General features: G+C 71.5%; 23 protein-coding genes. 9 read left to right on the forward strand and 14 right to left on the reverse strand.

Going from position 1 to position 20895, the window contains the following annotated elements:
* The first annotated feature begins 62 nt into the window (after positions 1 to 62).
* A complete protein-coding gene (locus ACIQHQ_RS26940) occupies positions 63 to 512 on the forward strand; it encodes an ATP-binding protein (RefSeq protein ID WP_402616131.1) in 450 nt (149 codons plus the stop codon).
* Between the two features lie 16 nt (positions 513 to 528).
* On the opposite strand, the gene ACIQHQ_RS26945 is transcribed toward ACIQHQ_RS26940, so the two are convergent.
* The 6 genes from ACIQHQ_RS26945 to ACIQHQ_RS26970 form a co-directional block, all read right to left on the reverse strand.
* On the reverse strand, positions 529 to 846 hold the full coding sequence (locus ACIQHQ_RS26945) for a hypothetical protein (RefSeq protein WP_402616134.1): 318 nt from the start codon (positions 844 to 846) through the stop codon (positions 529 to 531).
* 574 nt (positions 847 to 1420) lie between these two features.
* Positions 1421 to 1816, reverse strand: a complete 396-nt coding sequence (locus tag ACIQHQ_RS26950; RefSeq protein ID WP_402616137.1) for a DUF3618 domain-containing protein — start codon at positions 1814 to 1816, stop codon at positions 1421 to 1423.
* Positions 1813 to 2241, reverse strand: a complete 429-nt coding sequence (locus ACIQHQ_RS26955; RefSeq protein ID WP_402616773.1) for a phage holin family protein — start codon at positions 2239 to 2241, stop codon at positions 1813 to 1815. The genes ACIQHQ_RS26950 and ACIQHQ_RS26955 overlap by 4 nt, the downstream gene beginning before the upstream one ends.
* A gap of 193 nt (positions 2242 to 2434) precedes the next feature.
* Positions 2435 to 2950: a hypothetical protein gene (locus tag ACIQHQ_RS26960; protein ID WP_402616139.1), complete on the reverse strand. Its 516-nt coding sequence runs from the start codon at positions 2948 to 2950 to the stop codon at positions 2435 to 2437.
* Between the two features lie 205 nt (positions 2951 to 3155).
* On the reverse strand, positions 3156 to 3278 hold the full coding sequence (locus tag ACIQHQ_RS26965; protein WP_402616142.1) for a hypothetical protein: 123 nt from the start codon (positions 3276 to 3278) through the stop codon (positions 3156 to 3158).
* A 27-nt stretch (positions 3279 to 3305) separates the two neighbouring features.
* Positions 3306 to 3875: a hypothetical protein gene (locus tag ACIQHQ_RS26970; protein ID WP_402616145.1), complete on the reverse strand. Its 570-nt coding sequence runs from the start codon at positions 3873 to 3875 to the stop codon at positions 3306 to 3308.
* Between the two features lie 1041 nt (positions 3876 to 4916).
* On the opposite strand from ACIQHQ_RS26970, the gene ACIQHQ_RS26975 reads away from it, so the two are divergent.
* The 8 genes from ACIQHQ_RS26975 (at position 4917) to hypA (ending at position 11457) form a co-directional block, all read left to right on the forward strand.
* The gene (locus ACIQHQ_RS26975) at positions 4917 to 6542 is read left to right on the forward strand and encodes a hypothetical protein (protein WP_402616147.1); all 1626 of its coding nucleotides are present in this window, start codon (positions 4917 to 4919) and stop codon (positions 6540 to 6542) included.
* A 1-nt stretch (position 6543) separates the two neighbouring features.
* Positions 6544 to 7632, forward strand: coding sequence for a hydrogenase expression protein HypE (locus ACIQHQ_RS26980; protein WP_402616150.1), 1089 nt, complete (start codon positions 6544 to 6546; stop codon positions 7630 to 7632).
* A gap of 64 nt (positions 7633 to 7696) precedes the next feature.
* The gene (locus ACIQHQ_RS26985; RefSeq protein WP_402616153.1) at positions 7697 to 9490 is read left to right on the forward strand and encodes a nickel-dependent hydrogenase large subunit; all 1794 of its coding nucleotides are present in this window, start codon (positions 7697 to 7699) and stop codon (positions 9488 to 9490) included.
* The gene (locus ACIQHQ_RS26990) at positions 9483 to 10031 is read left to right on the forward strand and encodes a NifU family protein (RefSeq protein WP_402616155.1); all 549 of its coding nucleotides are present in this window, start codon (positions 9483 to 9485) and stop codon (positions 10029 to 10031) included. The genes ACIQHQ_RS26985 and ACIQHQ_RS26990 overlap by 8 nt, the downstream gene beginning before the upstream one ends.
* Positions 10028 to 10624 (forward strand): DUF5947 family protein, encoded by a 597-nt coding sequence (locus ACIQHQ_RS26995; protein ID WP_402616158.1) that lies wholly within the window; start codon positions 10028 to 10030, stop codon positions 10622 to 10624. The genes ACIQHQ_RS26990 and ACIQHQ_RS26995 overlap by 4 nt, the downstream gene beginning before the upstream one ends.
* 41 nt (positions 10625 to 10665) lie before the next feature.
* On the forward strand, positions 10666 to 10872 hold the full coding sequence (locus ACIQHQ_RS27000; RefSeq protein ID WP_402616161.1) for a hypothetical protein: 207 nt from the start codon (positions 10666 to 10668) through the stop codon (positions 10870 to 10872).
* A 35-nt stretch (positions 10873 to 10907) separates the two neighbouring features.
* Positions 10908 to 11099 carry a hypothetical protein gene (locus ACIQHQ_RS27005; RefSeq protein WP_402616164.1) on the forward strand — a complete coding sequence of 64 codons (192 nt, stop codon included), beginning with the start codon at positions 10908 to 10910 and terminating at the stop codon, positions 11097 to 11099.
* 7 nt (positions 11100 to 11106) lie between these two features.
* Positions 11107 to 11457, forward strand: a complete 351-nt coding sequence (gene hypA, locus ACIQHQ_RS27010) for a hydrogenase maturation nickel metallochaperone HypA (protein WP_402616166.1) — start codon at positions 11107 to 11109, stop codon at positions 11455 to 11457.
* 68 nt (positions 11458 to 11525) lie between these two features.
* On the opposite strand, the gene hypE is transcribed toward hypA, so the two are convergent.
* The 8 genes from hypE to ACIQHQ_RS27050 form a co-directional block, all read right to left on the reverse strand.
* Entirely contained in the window at positions 11526 to 12596 is a 1071-nt protein-coding gene (gene hypE, locus ACIQHQ_RS27015) for a hydrogenase expression/formation protein HypE (protein ID WP_402616169.1), read from the reverse strand.
* The gene (gene hypD, locus ACIQHQ_RS27020) at positions 12589 to 13731 is read right to left on the reverse strand and encodes a hydrogenase formation protein HypD (RefSeq protein WP_402616172.1); all 1143 of its coding nucleotides are present in this window, start codon (positions 13729 to 13731) and stop codon (positions 12589 to 12591) included. Before hypD ends, hypE begins: the two co-directional genes overlap by 8 nt.
* The gene (locus ACIQHQ_RS27025) at positions 13728 to 14048 is read right to left on the reverse strand and encodes a HypC/HybG/HupF family hydrogenase formation chaperone (RefSeq protein ID WP_402616175.1); all 321 of its coding nucleotides are present in this window, start codon (positions 14046 to 14048) and stop codon (positions 13728 to 13730) included. Before ACIQHQ_RS27025 ends, hypD begins: the two co-directional genes overlap by 4 nt.
* Before the next feature lie 3 nt (positions 14049 to 14051).
* A complete protein-coding gene (gene hypF / locus ACIQHQ_RS27030; RefSeq protein ID WP_402616178.1) occupies positions 14052 to 16364 on the reverse strand; it encodes a carbamoyltransferase HypF in 2313 nt (770 codons plus the stop codon).
* Positions 16361 to 17098, reverse strand: coding sequence for a hydrogenase nickel incorporation protein HypB (hypB, locus tag ACIQHQ_RS27035; protein WP_402616180.1), 738 nt, complete (start codon positions 17096 to 17098; stop codon positions 16361 to 16363). Before hypB ends, hypF begins: the two co-directional genes overlap by 4 nt.
* Before the next feature lie 41 nt (positions 17099 to 17139).
* Positions 17140 to 17727, reverse strand: coding sequence for a hydrogenase maturation protease (locus tag ACIQHQ_RS27040; RefSeq protein WP_402616183.1), 588 nt, complete (start codon positions 17725 to 17727; stop codon positions 17140 to 17142).
* Positions 17724 to 19466: an enoyl-CoA hydratase-related protein gene (locus tag ACIQHQ_RS27045; RefSeq protein WP_402616186.1), complete on the reverse strand. Its 1743-nt coding sequence runs from the start codon at positions 19464 to 19466 to the stop codon at positions 17724 to 17726. Before ACIQHQ_RS27045 ends, ACIQHQ_RS27040 begins: the two co-directional genes overlap by 4 nt.
* 124 nt (positions 19467 to 19590) lie before the next feature.
* Positions 19591 to 20832 carry a PP2C family protein-serine/threonine phosphatase gene (locus ACIQHQ_RS27050; RefSeq protein ID WP_402616189.1) on the reverse strand — a complete coding sequence of 414 codons (1242 nt, stop codon included), beginning with the start codon at positions 20830 to 20832 and terminating at the stop codon, positions 19591 to 19593.
* Positions 20833 to 20895 lie beyond the last annotated feature (63 nt).

The following is a 20895-nucleotide window of genomic DNA, read 5'->3' on the forward strand; positions in this document are numbered from 1 at the left end:
GCGGATGAACGGGGGAAGCAAGGGTGGATCCGGCGGAATCAGTCCCCGAGGGTGAAGACAGCGTGCTGCCTGGCGCCCCTTCGATACAGGACACCGTCGCCCTGGACGGTGACGGATCCTGCATCGCCGAGGCACGTCACCGGGCGGTCGGCTTCCTCACCCGCGTCCAGGCTGAGCACGGTCTGCCGGTGTCCGCACGTGCGATGGAACTGACGCAGCTGGTGGTCAGCGAGCTGGTCACCAACGCGCGCAAGTACGCTCCCGGGCCGGTGCTGATGGAGCTGCGCGTCATCGGTGACCTGGTGGAAGTGGTCGTGTGGGACAGCGATCCCGTCCTGCCGGTGGCCCGGGCCGCCGATGCGGGCAGAGTCGGGCAACACGGACTGGAGATCGTCATGGCCGTCGCGCAGGGCTTCGAGGTCCAGCGGGAGCCGGTCGGCAAACGCATCACCGCCCGCATCGCCCTGCCCGACGACCCCGGCGGGGACATCACCGGACGCCGCCCCCAATAGTCGGGCGGGCCGATGCCTAGCTGCCCTTGTCGCCCCGGGGGAAGACGGTTTCGGCGAGCATCAGAAGGCCACCGCCATCAGGCGTTTCGGTCACGGTGTGGCCGAGCGGGACGAGCAGCCCTGCCACTGCGGCCTGCACGATCACTCTCAGGCTGTCGTTGCTTGGGGCACGGCCTGCCTGGTCGCGGGCGAGCGCGGTGAACCCGTCCGAGGCCGTCCAGCTGACCAGAGCGCCTGTGGACGCCTCGGTCACCCGCAGTCCCGGAATCCCGCTGTCTGCGTCTTCCAGCACCTGAAAGCCGGCCTGGACCAGGCAAGAGCTCACCCGGGACATAAGTTCAGCCGGGGAGCACGACACGCCCGTCGCCTGCCCGCGAGAAGCACAATCATGCCACCGAGTTGTCTGGCCGTGTTCGGAACAGCGGGGATTTCTACGGACTGTAATTCCTTCGGCCCGGTCAGTGACCGGCGGTGCGGTTGAAGCTGGTGCGGTCGCCACCGAGGCAAGCCGCTGCATCAAGCTCGTCAACGACGCCACCGCACGGATCACCCCCCAAGCGGCATTGGAATATGGGTGCCTGACGGCGGGTTCGTCCCCGGCACACGGCAACCTCAGCACGGTCGGACAATATCGAACGCTGACATTTCACCCACGCCGTAGCCTCTGGCATCTACTCCTGCAACGCGGTGGCATCCTCGGAGTGCCGCTTGCAACGCATGGCCGGCGCGGTGAGCGCCTGGCGTATCGCTCAAACTCCCGCTTCGGCGCTGCCTGTTCTCGATCGTGCACGTCCACGTACCAGGCCGCAGGGGCCTGGTACGTCAATGTTGAACAGGTTTCAGGCGAGCGTGCCGCTGACGGCGCGAGAGCGAGGCCGACCGGCTGTAGGCGATCGTCGGGGCTTTCATCACCCCTTGCGCCGACACAGCAGCCACAGCACGACACCGGTGCCTGCGGCCGCGAGCAGCAGGGTGCGGTTGTCTCGTGCCATCTGAGCTCCCTGGGCTGCCTTGCGCCGCACTGGTTCGGGTGCCCTTTCCTGGAGCAGGTGAGCAGCCTGCGCGGCCTTGGCCCGGGCCTGCTCGGCGGCTTGAGCGGCTTTGTCCTTCACCGGGTCGGGAAGCTTGTCCTGCACCCGAGACGCAGTTTCGGCGGCCTTGGCCTTCAGCTCCTCGGCCTTGACGTCGGCCTTGGCCGCGAGTGCCTCGACCGTCTGCCCGAGCGCCTGACGGGTCCCCTCTACCTGCTCGCGCAGCTGCTCAGGGCTCGAAGCGGTCTGCTCGTCATGGGGCGGCTGGGTCATCGGTGTGCACTCTCCTTGATCTCGGCCACGTCGGCCTTCACACTGTCGATCGTCTGCTCGGGTGTGGGCGGTGCGCCTTGCTTTACTTGCTTCTTGCCACTCAGGGCCATGACCACTGCGATCGCACCCAGGACAGCGGTGACGATCAGGGCGGCGGCCCACACCGGCAGCGGCACGGCCAGCACGGCGATCGCGGTGGCGACCAGCGCCTGCAACATCAGGAAGCCGACTATCCCGGCGCCGCCGAACAGTCCGCCGCCTTTGCCGTAGTGCTTAGCCTTCTCCTTCATCTCCGCCTGCGCCAGGCGCAGCTCGCCGCGCACCAGCTCCGTCAGCTGCTGCGACGCCCGCTGCACCAGTTCGCTCACCGGCTCGTCGCTGGTGTGAGTACCTCTGTGGTCGGGGCCGACAGGGGGTGGCTGCATGGTCGACACGGCGATCACCTCCCGTCCTCTTCTGTCCTTGTGGTCTGTGCCGACGGGCCGTCATGCGGCCTGTGGGCATGATGTGCATGCGAGTACCCCGAGCAGTCCAGATCAGGGCACCGATTGCGCCCGGGTTCGAGCGAGAGGGATCGGGCAGTGGGCGGACGGTTGCCCGCACGGCGACTTGGTACGTTCACCCGACATGCGGGATCTTTCGCCGCCGCGTCCGGTTCGCCGGTAACCGCCAGGTCCTCAGGCGAGGTAGAGAGCAGGAATGGATCAGGGCTCGGCAGCAGGCAGCGAGCTGGAGAACGGAACAGCGCCCGCCGACGAGCGGGACGACATGACGAGGCGGCTCGGTGACGGGCCCGTGGGGGATGGTCTCGGTGGTGGTGCCGCGGGGCAGGCCGGTGGGGCCGTTGGCGTTGGCGTAGGTGTGGGTGCGCTTGCCCGCGTCGTCGACCAGGCCGAGGACGTTGCCGGTGGCGTCGGAGAACTGGCGGCCGATGGCTTGGGCGGGCCACACGCCGGGCAGCGCGGCGCGGATCTCGCCGGAGAACCGCCATTGAACAGCTGCTCGCTGTCCGGTTTCGATGCCGTCGACAAGTTCAGCGTGCAGGGCTGCGTAGCTGAACCAGGGCCCGAAGATCTCGCGTACCTCCTGGCGGCTGTGCAGGTCCCAGTACAGGCTCGTTTCCTCGTAGTGCACGTCGAGGGCGTAGCTGGCGACGGCGGCGCCGAGTCGTCTGCGCTGATTCCGTCATGGATGCGCTGAAGGCCGCGATGCCCGGGCTGTTATAAGAGGAACGCCGCGCCGTTGCGCCTGCTCTTGTGAGCCTGCTGGCTGTCCACTAGACCGCCGAAGGAGAAGCCGTCCAACAACCCTCGCCCGGCGCGCGCTGCCGGACGAGAGATCAGGTGGTGAAGGACCGGCTCGTCGAGGAGAGGGCGGCCGAGGAGACCGTGTCAGCCAGCCGCTGCCCGGCCGACGCCACACTGCACTCCGCTTCCATGGGACGGGACCTGCCAGGCTCCATGGCAAAACTCCTGCCCCCTGCACGGCTCTACGACATCAGGTGGGTGGCGGAGCGCGCCCGCTCCCACATGCCGGGAATCTGCTCGGTCGGGCGCTGCTGTTCGCCGTGCAGAGCGTTGAGCACGACCAGGCATCCGGTCAGGGCCGGTACCGCCCACTGCGCAGTCGCCAATTGTCGCCGCGCCTTGTCGAGATCGATCGGGTGCTTCTGCGCCTTCTCGGCGTCAGCGGGGTCGGTGGAGGAGGCCAGCTCGACCTTCTTGCCCAGGACGCGGGCGTAGGCCGTGGCGGCCAGAGCCGCAGCGGTGATGACGGTCTTGGCCGCGGTAGAGGCGCCCACGCCCTGCTGTGCAGCAACACGGTGCGCGTTCACGGCGAGCAGCCCGCCACCACCGAACAGGTGCGCTCCGATCGCGGCGGCGTTGACCGGCGCCCACTTCGCCCAGCCCGACGAAGAGATCCGGTCACGGCTCGTCTCCGTGCCACCTTCACCCTGGGCCGCCCCGTTGAGGCCGACCGCCCCCATCAGCGAGCCTCCGAACCAAGCAGCCAAACCAAGATCATGAAGGCTGCGAATGGCAGTGTTGCGTTCAGACATGGCCGAACTCCTTAAGGATCGGTCGAAAGGGCTGGCCGACGTGAACGGCGAAGCCCACCCCACCCTCGCCGGACTGCGTTTGCTTCGCCATCACGGCAGGCCAGATGGGTGACAACGGGACAGAAGCTGTCTCGCGATCCGGCACGCCTCTTGGCTGGGAGCGACGCCTCAGATCTGCGACGGTGCGTGACGCTTCGGGCCAGGCCGGCACAGTCATCCGTGGACAGGCTGGTCGTTCTCCCCGGGGTGGGTCAGCAAGACGCTGCACGTCACGCTGGTGGAACCGGAGCTGGTGGTGGAAGTCGGCGTCGACGTCGCCCGCGACGCCTCCGGCCGGTGGCACACCCCGCACGCCGGCACCACGCACGCCCCGACCTCTCCACCGCCGAGGCCCCCCTGTGGTCGTCGCCGCCGAACTGACGGCGGCACGGGCGCGGCAGCCCCGCCGACGCGCAACACCGGTGAGCGCGCCCTGATCCCCGGCTGTGGCCGCCGCGGAGCCCCACCCCCGGTGACGTGCCGTGATCCCCACCGCAACCCCCCGTTCGAGCCGTGCACACCGGTAGCGGGCCCCTACTTGATCCACACCAGGAACCGATCCTTTTCGATGATGCGGTTGCCGGAATCCGTGTGGACTGAGGAGACCGTCCCGCGGATCACTGCCGAGAGCAGTGGCTGTGGTGGACTACCAGCCGAACACTTCCCCGTCTTCGTCGGCCTCGCCGCCGACATCGGCTACCAGAAGCTGCTTGGCGCAGAACCCGGCTCCTGACTGTGTCCCACGTGGTCGCCACCGCGGTCGTCGTCCCGCTGCCGGCACGCAGGCTCGTCCACGGGCAGCGCTGATTCCTCCACACCGATACGGGCCCGTCGCGCCTCGGCGCCGACGTGCCCGTCGCCGTGCTCCTCGTCCCGTGCCCCCTGACGGCGGCTCGACCACCCCGAACGGCCCAGTCCCGCTGCGCCGGAGGAGGCGACCGTGGATGAGCGGTGTGACTGTGGTGGAAGGGATGCGCGTGCACCCAGGGACGAGGAGGCACGATGGCGGAGGCACTGGCCGAGGACCGCAGGAAGAGCGCTGCCGCACAGGGCGGCGCCGACCTGGCCCCGGGCGCCTTCGAGCAGCTCGGCGCCGTCGCCGACGCCGTCCTCTACGAGGGTTACCTCCTCTACCCCTACCGCCGCTCCTCCGCCAAGAACCGCGTCCGCTGGCAGTTCGGCGTGCTGTTCCCCCGTGACTGGGTGGAGGCGGACGGCCCCGTCACCCCCGGTGTCTCCGGCTCCGCCGACTCCTGGTACCAGCGGACCGAGTGCCTGCTGCGGGTCCGCCGGCCGGACCGTGCCCGCGTACGCGTGCGGGTGCGCTACCTCCAGATGCAGCGCAAGCAGGTGGAGGAAGCCGGCCGCCCCGTCGAGTCGCTGCGCACCGGCGACGGCACGGTGCACCTGACCTTCGACGAGGCCCTGCCGCGCGAGTGCGAGGTCGAGGTCCCGCTCGACGAACTCCTCCGAGACGGACACACCGTCGCGGTGGGCGCCGTGGCAGGACAGGACATCGAGCCGCTGGCCGAAGGCGCCGGGCGGGTGGTGCGCAGCCGCGAGGAGATCCGGGCCGAGACCACCGTCACCGCCGAGCGGCTCTCCGACGGCCTCTGCCGGATCCGCGTACTGACCACGAACACCGCGCCCGCCCCGCCACCGGGCACCGCGCGGGACGAGGCGCTGCGCCGGGCCCTCATCGCCACCCACACCCTCATCGGGGGCGAGGCAGTGGAGTTCGTCTCGCTGATCGATCCGCCGACGGACCTGCAAGCGCTCGCGCGCGCGTGCCGCAACGAGTTCACCTTCCCCGTCCTCGGCGGTGAGGCCCGGGACGCCGGCCGTGTCGTGCTGTCCGCGCCGATCATCCTGCCCAACCACCCCCAGGTCGCCCCCGAGAGCCCGGGCGACCTGCACGACGCGGCGGAGATCGACGAGATCCTCACCCTGCGCACGATGCTGCTGACCGACGAGGAGAAGCGCGAGGCGCGGGCCACCGACCCACGGGCGGCGGCGATCCTCGACCGGGTCGACACCATGCCGCAGGAGGTGTTCGAGCGGCTGCACGGCGCGGTCCGCTCCCTGACACCGGCCGCCCCCACGACCCCCGCCGACCGGCCCCAGGGCGCCGTGACCTCCCCGGCCCGGGCCACCGTCACGACCCCTGCCGGCCGGCCGCAGGACGCCGTAACCTCCCCGGCACCGGTCGCCCCCGAGGGGCCCGCCGACCGTCCCGCCTGGTGGCAGGAGGGCGCCGACGACGGTCTCTCGCCGACCAGCGACACCGTGCTCGTCGACGGTGTCCCCCTGGCCGGCGGCAGCCGCGTGCGGCTCCGCCCCCGGGGACGCGGCGCCGACGCCCAGGACATGTTCCTGGACGGGCGGACCGCCGAGGTCGCCGCCGTCTTCCACGACGTGGACGGCAGCGTGCACCTCGCCGTCACCCTCGACGACGACCCGGCCGCCGAACTGAACAACTGGTACGGCCGCTTCCACTACTTCCGGCCCGACGAGCTCGAACCCCTCGAGCCCGCCGGATCCCCGGACGAGCCGTCGGAACCGGCTCCCGCCGCAGCTCCGGCGCGGCACACGACCGACTCCGAGACCCCCGCAGCGGAGGCCGAGTGACATGACCACACACAGCAGCACCACCGAAGTCAGCAAGGAACCCGAACGGTCCGAGGACCGCAAGGGCATAGACGAGATCCACATCCTCTGGATCTCCGAGGGCATGAGCTGCGACGGCGACACCGTCTCGCTCACCGCGGCCGACCAGCCCTCCATCGAGGACCTGGTGCTCGGGCTCATCCCGGGCCTGCCCAAGGTGAACCTGGTCAACAAGGTGCTCTCGCCCAGCCTGGGCGGCGAGGACTTCCTGGCGCCCTACCGGGCGGCCGTACGCGGCGAACTGGGCCCGTTCATCCTCGTCATCGAGGGCTCGATCCCCAACCAGAACATCATCGAGGGCGACGGCTACTGGACGTCCTTCGGCAACGACCCGGAGACCGGCGAGCCGCAGACCCTCAACTGGTGGATCGACCAACTGGCCCCCAAGGCCTGGGCGGTGGTCGCCGCCGGCACCTGCGCCACCTTCGGCGGCATCCACGCCATGTCCGGCAACCCGACGGGCTGCATGGGCCTCGCCGACTACCTGGGCTGGGACTACGTCTCCCAGGCCGGCCTGCCCATCGTCAACGTGCCCGGCTGCCCGATCCAGCCCGAGAACTTCATGGAGACCCTCATCTGGGTCCTCTACCACGCGGCCGGCTCCGCGCCCCCGCCGCCGCTGGACCACATGCTGCGCCCGCAGTGGCTGTTCGGCAAGACGGTCCACGAGGGCTGCGACCGCGGCTCGTACTACGAGCAGGCCAACTTCGCCACGGACTACAACTCACCCAAGTGCCTCGTGAAGACGGGCTGCTGGGGCCCGGTCGTGAACTGCAACGTGCCCAAGCGCGGCTGGATGGGCGGCCTCGGCGGCTGCCCCAACGTCGGCGGCATCTGCATCGGCTGCACGATGCCCGGCTTCCCCGACGCGTTCATGCCCTTCATGGACGAGCCCCCGGGCAGCACCCTGTCGTCCCTCGTCGTCAAGCCGTACGGGGCCGTCATCCGCCGGCTGCGCGGCGTGACCAACGAGCTGGTCAACCACGAGCCCAGGTGGCGCCACAACAAGCGCAAGCTGACGAGCGGTTACGACCCGCGCTGGCGCCCCTGATGAAGCGTCACCGGACGAAGTCCGACATCCCGCACACCACCGACAGCGAGGGGCAGTACCGCAGATGACCACCACCGAGGCCCGGCCCACGGACCGCAAGCCGCCACAGCTCGTGGACATGTCCTGGGACCCGATCACGCGGATCATCGGAAACCTGGGCATCTACACGAAGATCGACTTCGCCAACCGGGAAGTCGTCGAATGCCACAGCACCTCGTCGCTGTTCCGCGGCTACTCGGTGTTCATGAAGGGCAAGGACCCGCGCGACGCGGGCTTCATCACGTCCCGGATCTGCGGCATCTGCGGCGACAACCACACCACCTGCTCCGACTACGCCCAGCAGATGGCCTACGGCGTCAAGCCGCCCCCGCTGGCCGAGCACATCGTCAACCTCGGCGAAGCCGCCGAGTACATGTTCGACCACACGATCTTCCAGGACAACCTGGTCTTCGTGGACTTCTGCGAGGCGATGGTCAAGGCCACCAACCCCGGTGTCTTGGCCCGCGCCGAACGCACCCAGGCGCCCCGCGGCGAGATCCACGGCTACCGCACGATCGCCGACATCATGAAGGCCTTCAACCCCTTCGAGGGCGAGGTCTACAAGGAGGCCCTGAAGGTCAGCCGGGTCACCCGCGAGATGTTCTGCCTCATGGAGGGGCGGCACGTCCACCCCTCCACGCTGTACCCGGGCGGCGTCGGGACGATGCCGCAGCCGACCGTCTTCACCGACTACCTCAGCCGCCTCATGCGGGTCATCGACTTCGTGAAGAAGGCCGTCGCCATGAACGACGACGTCTTCGACTTCTTCTACGAGGCGCTGCCCGGCTACGAGGAGGTCGGCCGCCGCCGCGTCCTGCTGGGCTGCTGGGGCGCCTTCCAGGACCCCAAGGTCGTCGACTACCGCTACGAGTCGATGAACACCTGGGGCAAGGCCATGTACGTCACCCCGGGCATCATCGTCGACGGCGAACTGGTCACCAACAACCTCGTCGACATCAACCTCGGCCTGCGCATCATGCTCGGCAGCTCGTACTACGAGGACTGGGTCAACGAGGACCCCTTCGTCACCCACGACCCGCTCGGCAACCCCGTCGACATGCGCCACCCGTGGAACCAGACCACCGTCCCGGTACCGCAGAAGCGCGACTTCGACGACAAGTACAGCTGGGTGATGAGCCCCCGCTGGTTCGACCAGCGCACCGGAGACCACCTCGCCCTCGACACCGGCGGCGGCCCCCTCGCCCGCCTGTGGTCGACCGCGCTGAGCGGCCTGGTCGACACCCCGTACGTCAAGTCCACCGGCCACAGCGTGCGCATCTCCCTGCCCAAGGGCGAGTCCCTGCCGGAGACCACCCTGGAGTGGCGCATCCCGCAGTGGAGCAACACCATCGAACGCGACCGCGCCCGGCCGTACTTCATCGCCTACGCGGCCGCCATGGCCCTGCAGTTCCTCGAAGAGGCCATGGGCATGGTCCGCGCGGGCGAGACCAAGGTGTTCGAGAACTACGAGGTACCCGACGAGGCGATCGGCTGCGGCTTCCACGAGGCGGTGCGGGGCGTTCTCTCCCACCACCTGGTGATCAAGGACAAGAAGATCGCCAACTACCACCCGTACCCGCCCACCCCGTGGAACGCCAGCCCCCGCGACATGTACGGCACCCCCGGGCCGTACGAGGACGCCGTCCAGGGCCAGCCCATCTTCGAGGAGAACGGGCCGGACGACTTCAAGGGCGTCGACATCATGCGCACCGTCCGCAGCTTCGACCCCTGTCTGCCGTGCGGTGTGCACATGTACGTCGGCAAGGGCAAGACGCTGACCACCCTGCACTCGCCGACGTACGGGGCGAACCATGGCTGAGGCCGCCACCGCACGGCTGGCGGACCCGGACGTCGAGGCCCGGCTCGGCCGGCTGGACGAGCTGCTGGAGGGCATCGAGTCCGCGCCCGGCCCCACGACACGCTCGGCGACCGAGGCGGTGGCACTGCTGACCGAGGTCTACGGCGAGGCGCTGGCCCGTGTCCTGGACCACGCGGGCGAGCAACTGGCCGAGCGCCTCGCCGAGGACGAACTGCTGGCGCACCTCATGGTGCTCCACGACATCCACCCCGAGCCCGCCGAACGCCGGGCGGCCCGCGCGGTCGAACGCCTGCGGCCCGCCGTGCAGGAGCGCGGCGGCGACGTGGAGTGGGCCGGAGTGGAGGGGCAGGTCGCCCGAGTGCGTCTGACGGCGGGCGGCGGATGCGGGTCCGGCTGCGGCGGGGGTGGCTCCGAGGTCACCGACGCGGTCCGCGCGGCGGTGTTCGCCGTGGCGCCCGAGCTGACGGCGGTGGAGCCCGTGACCGAGACGGCCCCCGCGTTCGTCCCGCTGACCACGTTGACGCACCGGGGCGCACCGTGACCACCGACGGGGCACTGGCCCGCCTCATCCGCTCCTCGGCCGACCGCACCGCGACGGCCCGGACGGAGGTGTGCGACCTGTGCGCCGCGCCGGTCGCCGAGGAGCACGCCCACCTGTACGACACCGGGCAGGAGGAGGTGCGCTGCGTCTGCGGTCCCTGCTCCGTGCTGTTCGCCGACGCGGCGGCGGGAGACGGCCGGTACCGGCTCGTGCCCCGGCGACGGGTCCGGCTGCCCCACGTCGACACGGCCGTGCTGGGCGTACCGGTCGGCCTGGTCTTCTTCGTGCCCCGGGCGGACGGCTCGGTCACCGCCGAGGGACCGAGCCCGGCGGGGGCCATGCGGTGGGAGGTGGACGCGGCCGCGTGGCGGGAGCTGTCCGGCACGGTTGTGCAGCTCGCGACCGTGGAACCCGAGGTGGAGGCTCTGCTGGTGAACACCGTCCATGGCCTGGACCATCACTGGATCGTGCCGATCGACGACTGCTACCGGATGGTCGCCGTCGTACGCCGGGAGTGGCGCGGCCTGTCCGGCGGCGGCCGGATCTGGCCGGCTCTCGAGCAGTTCTTCGAAAACCTCACCGAGCGGTCATGACCACGCACTCCGCAGGCCGGAGGCGAGGAAGGAGAGCACCCATGGGCAGCATCAGAGTGGGCCGGCCCCAGGCGAAGCCCGACACGCCCCGGCACGTCGCCGGCATGCACCAGGGCAACCAGGGACCGCGCGAGCGGCAGAAGGGACACCACGAGGACGGCACCGCCGACGCGCGCCGTTCCACGGGGATCCACTGGAAGCGGCATGACGCCCTCGCCGAGACCATGCCGAACATCTCGCCCGGATGAGCACCGTGATGAGAACGAGCAGGGAGTCACCGCACATGAGACGAGTACGCAGACCGGTCGCGCGCAGGCGGGGCGGAATGAGCGGACAGCGGGTGCTGAAGGCCGAGGCCGTCCTGGTGGGCGGCGCGGCCCTGGCCCTGCTGTGCTGGGAGTGGCCCAGCCTGAGGCGCGAGGTGCGGATCTGGCGGATGGCCGGCGGTTTCCGCGCCGGCCACCGCTACCCGTGAGCCGGCCGTGCACGAACTGTCGATCGCGGCCGCGATCATCGAGCGGGCCGACGAGCTGGCCCGGGCGGACGGGACGGACGCCGTCTCGAAGGTGACCGTCCGGGTCGGCGAGCTGGCGGGCGTCGTGCCGGACGCCCTCGGCTTCGCCTTCGAGGTGGCCCGCGACGGCACCGCCCTCGCGGGGGCACACCTCGTCGTGGAGCAGATCCCCGCGCAGGCCTGGTGCGACCCCTGTGCCGAGGAGTTCGCGGTGGGCATGCCCCCGTTCTTCTGGTGCCCGCGCTGTGACCGGCCCTCCAGCGATCTGCGCAGCGGCCGGGAACTGGAGATCGCGGGGATCGAGCCGCTGACGGCATAGAGGAACAGGCGGGCAGGGGCCCCCGCCGGTGCGTCGGCGGGGGCCCCTGCCCGCCTGTCGTTCTCCGGTCAGCAGATGCGTGGCAACTGCTCCCCGAGCGGCAGGTCCACCACCCGCGTCCCGCCGAGGCCGGTGGCGACCACCACCATCCCGGGGTGCTCGGCGACACACTCGCCGATCACCGTGGCCCCGGCACCCCGGGGATGGGCCCGCATCGCCGCCAGCACCGCCTCCGCCTCCGCCGGGGGCACGAACGCGACCAGCCGCCCCTCGTTGGCGACGTAGAGTGGATCGAGCCCGAGGAACCCGCAGGCGTTCGCCACCGCGTCCGGCACCGGAATGGCCCGCTCCTGAAGCCGGACACCGGTCCCCGAGGCACGGGCGATCTCGTTGAGGGACGCGCCCAGGCCGCCCCTGGTGGGGTCGCGCAGCACATGGATGTCCGTGGTGACGGCCAGCATCGCCGCCACCAGATCCGCCAGGGGCGCGGTGTCGCTGGCGATCTCCACCCCGAACTCCAGCCCCTCCCGGACGCTCATGATCGCCACGCCGTGCAGCCCGATCGGGCCGCTGACGATGACCACGTCACCGGGGCGGGCACGCTGAGGCCGGATGTCCACGCCGCCGGGCACGAGACCCACCCCGGCGGTGCTGACGTACACCCCGTCGCCGTGCCCGGACTCCACCACCTTGGTGTCACCCGTCACGATGGTGACCCCGGCCGCCTCGGCCGCCGCCCCCATGGAGCGCGCGATCCGCTCGACGACCGTCAGCTCCACGCCCTCCTCCAGCACGAAGGCGGCGGAGAGATACGCCGGCACGGCACCGCTCATCGCGAGGTCGTTCACCGTGCCGTTGACCGAGAGATCGCCGAGGCTGCCGCCGGGGAAGAACAGCGGCCGGACCACATAGGAGTCGGTGGAGAAGGCCAGCCGCGCGCCGCCCAGTTCCAGGACGGCGGAGTCGGCGAGCCCGGACAGCGTGGCGTTGCCGTAGGCAGGGGTGAAGATCTGCTCCATCAGCTCCGCCGACAGCGCACCCCCTCCGCCGTGCCCCATGACCACGACTCCCTGGTCGCGCAGCGGAGCGGGGCAGGTCCAGTCGGCCGGGTCGACCACATCGGTGAGTTGTTCAGGCAACGGGAGCCACCTCCTGCCGCGCGGCCCCGCCGGCCTGCGGTGCCGGGGCGTTCATCCTCCGGTACAGGTAATAGGCCGCGCAGGCGCCCTCGCTGGAGACCATGGTGGCGCCGAGCGGGGTACGCGGCGTGCAGGTGGTGCCGAACGCGCCGCACTCGGTCGGCTTGATCAGGCCCTGGAGCACCTCGCCGGCACGGCACTCGGCGGGCTCCTCGGTACGGATCCCGCCGACGTCGAAGCGGTGCTCCGCGTCGTACGCCCGGAAGGCGTCCGTCAGGCGCCAGCCGCTCGCCGGGATCGGCCCGATGCCGCGCCAGGACCGGTCGGTGACCTCGAACACCTCCTCGATCATCCGCACGGCGGCCGGGTTGCCCTCTTCGCGCACGGCACGCGGGTAGGCGTTCTCCACCCGGTGCTCCCCGCGCTCCAGCTGGCGCACCGCCCGGCGGATGCCCTCCAGGATGTCCAGCGGCTCGAAGCCGGTCACCACCATCGGCACCCGGAACCGCTCGGCCAGCTCCGGGTACTCGGCCATTCCCATCACGCTGCACACGTGCCCGGCGGCGAGGAAGCCCTGCACCCGGCACTCGGGTGCCGTCATGATCGCCTCGACGGCCGGGGGCACCCGCACGTGCGACACCAGCAGGCTGAAGTTGCTCAGGCCCAGCCGGCGCGCCTGGTGCACGGCCATCGCGTTGGCCGGAGCGGTGGTCTCGAAGCCGATCGCGAAGAACACCACCTCCCGGTCCGGGTTGCGGCGGGCCAGCTCCAGGGCGTCGAGCGGCGAGTACACCACCCGCACGTCACCGCCTTCGCCCTTGACGCGGAACAGGTCGCGGTCGGTGCCCGGCACCCGGAGCATGTCGCCGAAGGAGCAGAAGATCACCCCGGGCCGCGAGGCGATCTCCAGCGCCCTGTCGATGACCTCCAGCGGGGTGACACAGACGGGACAGCCGGGCCCATGGATCAACTCGACCTGCTCCGGCAGCAGTTGGTCGATGCCATGCCGGATGATCGAGTGGGTCTGCCCCCCGCACACCTCCATCAGGGCCCACGGCCGGGTGGCGGTGGCGCGGATCTCGTCCAGCAGGCGCCGCGCCAGTTCGGGGTCGTTGAACTCGTCGATGTACTTCACCGGGTCTCACTTCCGCTGTTCCGGGGCTCCGCCGTCGCGGCACCGCCCGCCTCCTGGGCCGCCTGCTCCCAGGCGTCCCCGAACTCCTCCTCCAGCAGCCCCAGTTCCTCGAACAGCTTCAGGGAGGCCAGAGCCGACTCCTCGTCCAGGCGCTGGAGTGCGAATCCGACGTGCACGATGACGTACTCGCCCACCCGCACATCGGACACGTACTCCAGGCACGCCTGTTTCTGTACGCCGCCGAAGTCGATCAGCCCGGTGAGCGGGTCGGAACTGTCGTCGATGGCCACGACCTTGCCGGGCACTGCCAAACACATGGGTCACTCCTCCTGTCGTAGGTGCGCCGCGACCACCAGCTGGCCGAGGGCCAGCCCGCCGTCGTTCGGGGGGACTTCGCCGTGGCGGAGCACCGCGAAGCCGTCGTCGGCCAGCAGCCGCGCACACTCCTCCTCCAGCAGCGCGTTGGCGAACACCCCGCCGCTGAGAGCGACGGTGGCCAGGCCGGTGTCCTGACGCGCCCGTCGGCAGATCCCCGCCACCGCCCGCGCCACGGCCCGGTGGAACCGGGCCGCGAGCACGGCGGCCGGGGTGCCGCGCCGCAGGTCGGTGACCAGCGCGCTGAGCACGGGTGCCGGGTCGAGCCCGTCGGCGAAGGTGTACGCCGACGTGTCGGCCCCCCACGCCGAAGTGGCCGCGGCCTCCAGCTCCAGCGCGGCCTGCGCCTCGTACCCCGCGCGATGGCACACGCCGACGAGCGACGACACGGCGTCGAAGAGCCGGCCCATGCTGGAGGTCGGCACACAGGCCAGGCCACCCGACAACTGCCGTTCGAGCACAGCCCGTTCGCCGGGCGCGCAGGCTGTCACACACGGCAGGTCCGCCTCCCACGGCAGCCCCGCCGCCCACAGCCGGGCCAGAGCCAGACGGCACGGGTTGGCCACGCCCGCGTCACCGCCCGGCAGCGGGGCGGGGCAGAGGCGGGCGTAGCGCCGGAAGCCGGTGTAGCCGGCGAGCAGGATCTCGCCGCCCCAGACGGTGCCGTCGTCGCCGTAACCCGTGCCGTCGAAGGCGACGCCGATCACCGGGGTGGTGCCGTCGAGGCCGTGTTCGGCCATGGCGGAGGCGATGTGCGCGTGGTGGTGCTGGACCAGCACGGGGGCGTGCCCGGCCCGTCGGGCGGCCCACCGGGTCGAGTGGTAGCCCGGATGCCGGTCGGCGGCCACCAGCTCCGGGTGCACGCCGGTCAGGCCGCGCAGGTGCGCCTCCGCCCGGCGGGCAGCCTCCAGGGTGGCCAGATCGCCCATGTCGCCGATGTGCGGTCCGAACCAGGCGTGGTCGCCCTCGCCGAGGCACAGGGCGTTCTTCAGATCACCGCCCACGGCGAGCGCCGGCCGCACCGGGACCGGCAGCCGCAGCGGCCGGGGCACATATCCTCGGGACCGGCGCAGCACCTGCTCGGTGCCGTCGGGCCGTACCCGCAGCAGGGAGTCGTCACACGGCGAGGCGATGGGCCGGTCGTGGGCGAGCCAGGCGTCGGCCAGCCCGGCGAGCCGGGTCAGCGCCTCGTCGTCGTCCGTGACGATCGGCTCTCCGGAGCGGTTGCCGCTCGTCATGACCAGCGCGCGCGGGCCGGACGGATCCCCGGGCAGGCCGAACAGCAGAGTGTGCACCGGCGTGTAGGGCAGCATCACCCCGAGGTGCGGACTGCCGGGGCAGACACCGGGTGCCGGACCGTCGGCCTGCGAGCGCCGGCGCAGCAGGACGATGGGGCGCCGGGGACTGGTGAGGGCAGCCAGTTCGGACGCGGAGAGCTCGGCGATCCGGCGTACTTCGTCGAGGTCCGCGCACATCACCGCGAACGGCTTGCCGCCGCGCGCCTTGCGGGCCCGCAGTGTGTCCACGGACTGTGCCTGGCCGGCGTCGCAGGCCAGGTGATAGCCGCCGAGGCCCTTGACGGCCACGATCCGCCCGGCGGCCAGCAGCGCCCGTGCCGATGCCAGGGCCTCGGCGTCCCGGGCGGGGCGTACCCCGCTCCCGGACGCCGGCACCAGGCGCAGCCGCGGGCCGCAACCGGGGCAGGCCACGGGCTGGGCGTGGAAGCGCCGGTCGAGCAGATCGCCGTACTCCCGGGCGCACTCGCCGCACATCGGGAAGCCGGACATGGTCGTGACGGCACGGTCGTACGGCATGCCCGTGGCGATGGTGAAGCGGGGCCCGCAGTGGGTGCAGGTGACGAACGGGTGCCGGTGCCGGCGGTCGGCCGGATCACCCAGTTCCCGCAGGCACTCCGCGCAGGTCGCCGTGTCGGGCGGGAGCAGGGTGCTGCCGGGGGAGCGGTCGGTGGAGCGGATGCCGAAAGAGCCCTCGGCCCCGGTGACGGGCAGGTCCTCGACCCCGACACCGGTGACGGCGGCCAGTGGCGGGTGTTCCCTGGCCAGCCGGTCGCAGAAGGCGGCGACACCGTCCGGCGGGCCCTCCACCTCGATGAGGACGCCGCTCGCCGTGTTGCTCACGAAGCCCGCGAGCGCGAGATCGGTGGCCAGACGGTGCACGAAGGGGCGGAACCCCACGCCCTGCACGGTGCCGCGCACGGTGACGCGGCGGCGCACCGCCCGGGTGGCGGGCGCTGTCACGGGACAAGGCCGGCTTCGGCGCCCTCGTGCGTGTGGGTGTGCGGGCGGGGCGCCAGGGGTGGCCGGTGCACAGGCGCCCCGTCTCGGACGGCGAGCACGCGTTCCAGCAGCATGTCGACGCCGGCGCCGGTGCGGGCGCAGGACCGCACGACCTCCACCCCGGGGTTGACCCGCTGGACGTTCGCCATGAAGGCCGCCTCGTCGAACCCGGCCGGCCCGGCCAGATCGGTCTTGGTCAGGACCACCAGATGGGCGGACCCGAACGCCGTGGGGTACTTCAGCGGTTTGTCCTCGCCCTCCGTCACCGCCATGAGCACGATCCGCAGGCTCTCGCCGAGGTCGTAGGAGGCGGGGCAGACGAGATTGCCGACGTTCTCCACGAACAGCACCGAGGTGCCCTCGGGCAGCCAGCTCTCCACATGGCCGCGCAACTGCCGCGCCTCCAGATGGCACAACCCGTCCGTCAGCAGCTGTTTCACCGGCGCTCCCGAACGGGCCAGCCGGTCGGCGTCGTTCTCGGTCGCCAGGTCGGCGGTGAGCGCGGCCACCGGAAGGCTCCGCTCCACCGCCCTGGCCAGCACCCTTCCCAGCAGTTCCGTCTTGCCGCTGCCCGGGCTGGACAGCAGGTTGACCACGCTCGCAGCGCGGCGGGTCAACTCCTCGCGCAGATCCGCGGCCAGAGCGTCGTTCTTCGCCAGGACGGCCTGAGTGACCTCGTCCACGGAATCGCACATGGGCGCCGCTCCTCGCGGGTCGGTAGGGACATCTCGTTCCGCTACCGATCCTCCGCGCCTTTGCTTCCCGTGCCGGGCAGCCCGGCCGACGACAGCGCGGCGGATTCGTCCGGGCGGCTCAACGGGGGCGTGGCGGCCGGGTCGGCGAGCAGCACCGGCACCATGGTGTGCAGGGCCGCGACGGCCCGGCCGACCGCCTCAACCACCGTCGCGCTCATGCCCGGGGCGATGTCCTCGTCGGCCGGTGCCCGCAGCTCGGGTTCGCAGGCCAGGACCAGGACGCGAGGCAGGGGCTCGTCGCCCAGGTGGGCGGCCAGGGCGAGCACCCTGGCCGGGTCCATGCCGTGCGTCTCGGGCGGTGCGCCCGCCGTGGAGCCGTCGGGCGGGTCCGGCTCGATCAGCGACAGCGTGCCCGGCTCGTGTCCCCGTACGGCGGCGTCGACCAGGACGGCCGTGTCGTAGCCGTCGAGCAGCGCGTATGCCAGGTCCATGCCGCGGATGCCGAAGTCCCGCACCCGTACCCCGGGCGGCAGCGGGCGCCGTTCCAGGGCGCGGATCACCTCGGGGCCGAAGGCGTCGTCGGCGAGGAAGATGTTGCCGACGCCCGCCACGAGCAGCCGCGTGCTCATCGCGCGTCCCCGGCGGCCAGCGGCCTGGCGGAGCCGTTCGGGAGCTTGCGGACGAACGCGGACCGCAGCGCGTGGTACGGCGCCTCGGGGTCGAAGAAGACGGCGCGCATATGGGCGAGTTCGGTTCGCCGGTACTCGGCGAGCGGCCGGTGGAGTTCGTCCGCGTGCCGCGCCGTGGCCTTGGCGGTGATCCGGCGCGGGAGGTCCGGGTCGGCGGCCAGGTCGGCGGCCAGGCGCTCGACCTCGGGGGCGAAGTCCTGGGCCGTGACCGGCACCAGGCGGTCGACCAGTCCGATCCGCTCGGCGGTCGCGGCGCTCACCGGGCGCGCCTCGGTCGTCAGCCGCTCGGCTGTCTCGGCGCCCACCCGGCGGGGCAGCGAGTACGTCCAGTACTCCGACCCGTGCAGACCCATGTTCCGGTAATGCGGGTTGAGGACGCTGCCCGTGCGGCACCAGACCTCGTCGGCGGCCAGGGCGAGCATGACGCCGCCGGCCGCCGCGTTGCCGCCCAGCGCCGCCACCACCAGCCGGTCGGTGGTGCGCAGCACCGCCTCGACCAGGTCGTTCATGGCGTTGAGGTTGGACCAGGACTCGCCCGCCGGGTCACTCGACGCCTCGATGACGTTGAGGTGGATGCCGTTGGAGAAGAAGTCGCGGGCGCCGCCGAGCACCAGCACCGAGGTGGGGCGGGTGAGCGCGTAGCGCCAGGCGGCGAGCAGCCTGCGGCAGTGGGTGGTGCTCATCGCCCCACCCGGGAACGAGAAGGACAGGAAGCCGATCCGGCCGCGCTGCCGGTAGCGGATGTCGGTCCAGGTGGTGCGGCCGGGGGGCAGTTCGAGTGGTGCGGCGATCTCGGGCAGCCAGTACGGGCGGTCGTGGGAACCCGGCATGCCCGGGCCGCTGCCGGGTGGGGCGGGGAAGCCGGCGAGCACCGAGGCGGCCGGCCGGCGGAACGGTGCCGGGTCACCGGAGCTCTTGCGGGGGCGCAGCTCCGGGATCCACACCGCGCCGTCCCGGGTGGCCCGGCAGAGGGCGCCGGCCCGGGTCGCGAGCAGTTCCCCGGGGTCCCCGCGCAGCCGGTCCTCGGGGTGCCCGCCGTGCAGGAACACCTCCCGGCCGCAGATCTCGTCCCGGACGCCCGGCTGCGAGTCGGCCCCGCGGAGTTTGCGCAGCACCGTCGCCGTGTCGTCGTCCCAGTCGATGCGCCGCTGCTCCTGGCGGAAGAAGTCCCGCCACATCACGTGGACGCCGGGCTCGTTCTGCGGGCGCGGTTTGTACGACCCGTCGGCGTAGCGGCGCACGGCCAGCAGCACGGCGGCCGTGGCGGCGTCCGACAACTCGTTGCGGTACACGTCGCTCTTGCCCACCGGCGGCACGGGGAAGGAGCCGTCCGCCCAGACGTCCCCCGCGTCCATGGCCGCCTCGGCCTGCAGCACCGTCACGCCCCACTCGCCGGCCTCCTCGGCGATCGCCCAGTCCAGCGACGACGGGCCTCGGTCGCCGGGTGGACCAGGGTGGACGATCAGGCAGGTGTGCTCCCGCCACACGTCCTCGGGCAGGGCCGACTTCAGCATCGGGGCGACGATCAGCTCCGGGCCCATCTCGCGTACGGCGTCCCGGACGGCGTCGGGCCCGTGCGAGGCGAGCACGACGTCCACCCGGTGCCCTTCGTCCGACAGCTCGGCGTACACACGCTGGGACAGGCTGTTGAACGCGCTGACGACAAGCAAGATGTCCATGACATGGCATGTTCGCCGGTATGGGGAGGGCCGAGAAGGACCCCCGCGGCGTTTCGTCGCCCTCGTCCGCTTCCGGCCTACTCTCCGGCCCCAGGGGCATCTCGGGGCAGCCCTGCTCCGGCGCTCACAGGCGGATGACGACGAGGGCGATGTCGTCGGGGGCGCCGCCGGTGACACCGAGCCGGGTCAGCAGCGTGTCGGCCAATCGCTCCGGAGCGAGCGTCGTGTGCTGGGAGAGTACCGAGGTCAGGCGGGTCAGGCCGACGTCGATGTCCTCCTCGCGGCGCTCGATGAGTCCGTCCGTGTACAGCACGAGGGTGTCGCCCGGGGTGTAGGAGAGGCCGGCCTGGGGGCGGGGGACGTGGTGCGGGCGGGCACCGAGCGGGGGATCGGTGGCCTGGTCCAGCAGCTCGCAGGTGCCGTCGTGGTGGAGCAGGACGGGGGGCGGGTGCCCGGCGCTGCTGTAGATGATCAGCCTGCTGCGGGTGTCGACGAGCAGCTTGACGGCGGTCGCGGCGGTCGCGCCGTCCACGGAGCGGGCGTACAAGCCGAGCACTTCGAGCGCCTGGGCCGGGCTGGGCACGGCTCGGATGGCGGCGCTCAGGGCACTGCGGAGCATGCCCATGACAGCCGCAGCGGGCAGACCGTGCCCCACGACATCTCCTACCGCCACGGCGTAGCGATCGGGCGGCAGATCCACGATGTCGTACCAGTCGCCGCACACATGGAGAGATCTGGTGGCGGGCAGGTACCGGACGGCCATGGCGCCGCTGTGCCGGCTCAGGTCCGGGGCCTGCAGCATGGCCTCCTGCAGGGTGACACCGATCTGGCGTTCACGCGCATGGGCGTTGCGCAACTCCTGGTTCAGCCGGTGCAGTTGGCGGGCCCGGACGTAGAGTTCGGCCGCCAGGCCCTTCCCCTGCTCGGTGAGTTCCTCGGTGAGCCGTCGCGCCGGGCCCGAGTGCACGAAGGCGGTGACGTCCTCGGAGCGCTGCACGATCCACTTCGTCCTGCCGTCCGGCCCCGAAATCGGGGTGTGGACGTCGGACCACCAGCGCTCCTCGAATCCGTCCGGCCGGTCGCTCGCGGGAAGGTCGTACCGCTGCAGCACCAGAGTGTCCGGTTGCCCGGTGTCCAGGACCCGGTGCAGTGACTCCTTGAGGTCGCGTTCTGCGCCGCCGTCGGGGGCACCGGGATTCCCCGGCAGCGCGTCGAAGAGGTAGCTTCCGATCAGGTCCGCCTCGGCTCGCCCGGTGACCTGCAGGTATGCCGCGTTGACATAACGGATCACCAGGTCCGCGTCCAGCACCAGATGGGGACTCGGCGTAGCGTCGAGAAAGGCGGTGAAGCTGATGTCCACTGTCATGACGCGCTCGTCTCCGTCCGTGAGCGCGACGGTCCTGTAGAGCCAATCTACAAGCCGCCCGGC

Origin of the sequence: Streptomyces sp. NPDC092370, from assembly GCF_044755265.1 — a bacterium.
In the GTDB taxonomy this organism is placed as follows: domain Bacteria; phylum Actinomycetota; class Actinomycetes; order Streptomycetales; family Streptomycetaceae; genus Streptomyces.

Bases quoted from the DNA above. Each gene is read 5' to 3' on its own strand.
- ACIQHQ_RS26990 (WP_402616155.1), top strand. From the start codon at position 9,483: ATGGCTGAGGCCGCCACCGCACGGCTGGCGGACCCGGACGTCGAGGCC.
- ACIQHQ_RS26970 (WP_402616145.1), bottom strand. From the start codon at position 3,875: ATGTCTGAACGCAACACTGCCATTCGCAGCCTTCATGATCTTGGTTTG.
- ACIQHQ_RS27045 (WP_402616186.1), bottom strand. From the start codon at position 19,466: ATGGACATCTTGCTTGTCGTCAGCGCGTTCAACAGCCTGTCCCAGCGT.
- ACIQHQ_RS27050 (WP_402616189.1), bottom strand. From the start codon at position 20,832: ATGACAGTGGACATCAGCTTCACCGCCTTTCTCGACGCTACGCCGAGT.
- ACIQHQ_RS26980 (WP_402616150.1), top strand. From the start codon at position 6,544: ATGACCACACACAGCAGCACCACCGAAGTCAGCAAGGAACCCGAACGG.
- ACIQHQ_RS26975 (WP_402616147.1), top strand. From the start codon at position 4,917: ATGGCGGAGGCACTGGCCGAGGACCGCAGGAAGAGCGCTGCCGCACAG.
- ACIQHQ_RS26950 (WP_402616137.1), bottom strand. From the start codon at position 1,816: ATGACCCAGCCGCCCCATGACGAGCAGACCGCTTCGAGCCCTGAGCAG.
- ACIQHQ_RS27040 (WP_402616183.1), bottom strand. From the start codon at position 17,727: ATGAGCACGCGGCTGCTCGTGGCGGGCGTCGGCAACATCTTCCTCGCC.
- ACIQHQ_RS26945 (WP_402616134.1), bottom strand. From the start codon at position 846: ATGTCCCGGGTGAGCTCTTGCCTGGTCCAGGCCGGCTTTCAGGTGCTG.
- ACIQHQ_RS26985 (WP_402616153.1), top strand. From the start codon at position 7,697: ATGACCACCACCGAGGCCCGGCCCACGGACCGCAAGCCGCCACAGCTC.
- ACIQHQ_RS27000 (WP_402616161.1), top strand. From the start codon at position 10,666: ATGGGCAGCATCAGAGTGGGCCGGCCCCAGGCGAAGCCCGACACGCCC.
- ACIQHQ_RS26965 (WP_402616142.1), bottom strand. From the start codon at position 3,278: ATGGAGCCTGGCAGGTCCCGTCCCATGGAAGCGGAGTGCAGTGTGGCG.
- ACIQHQ_RS26955 (WP_402616773.1), bottom strand. From the start codon at position 2,241: ATGCAGCCACCCCCTGTCGGCCCCGACCACAGAGGTACTCACACCAGC.
- hypB (WP_402616180.1), bottom strand. From the start codon at position 17,098: ATGTGCGATTCCGTGGACGAGGTCACTCAGGCCGTCCTGGCGAAGAAC.
- ACIQHQ_RS27025 (WP_402616175.1), bottom strand. From the start codon at position 14,048: ATGTGTTTGGCAGTGCCCGGCAAGGTCGTGGCCATCGACGACAGTTCC.
- ACIQHQ_RS27005 (WP_402616164.1), top strand. From the start codon at position 10,908: ATGAGACGAGTACGCAGACCGGTCGCGCGCAGGCGGGGCGGAATGAGC.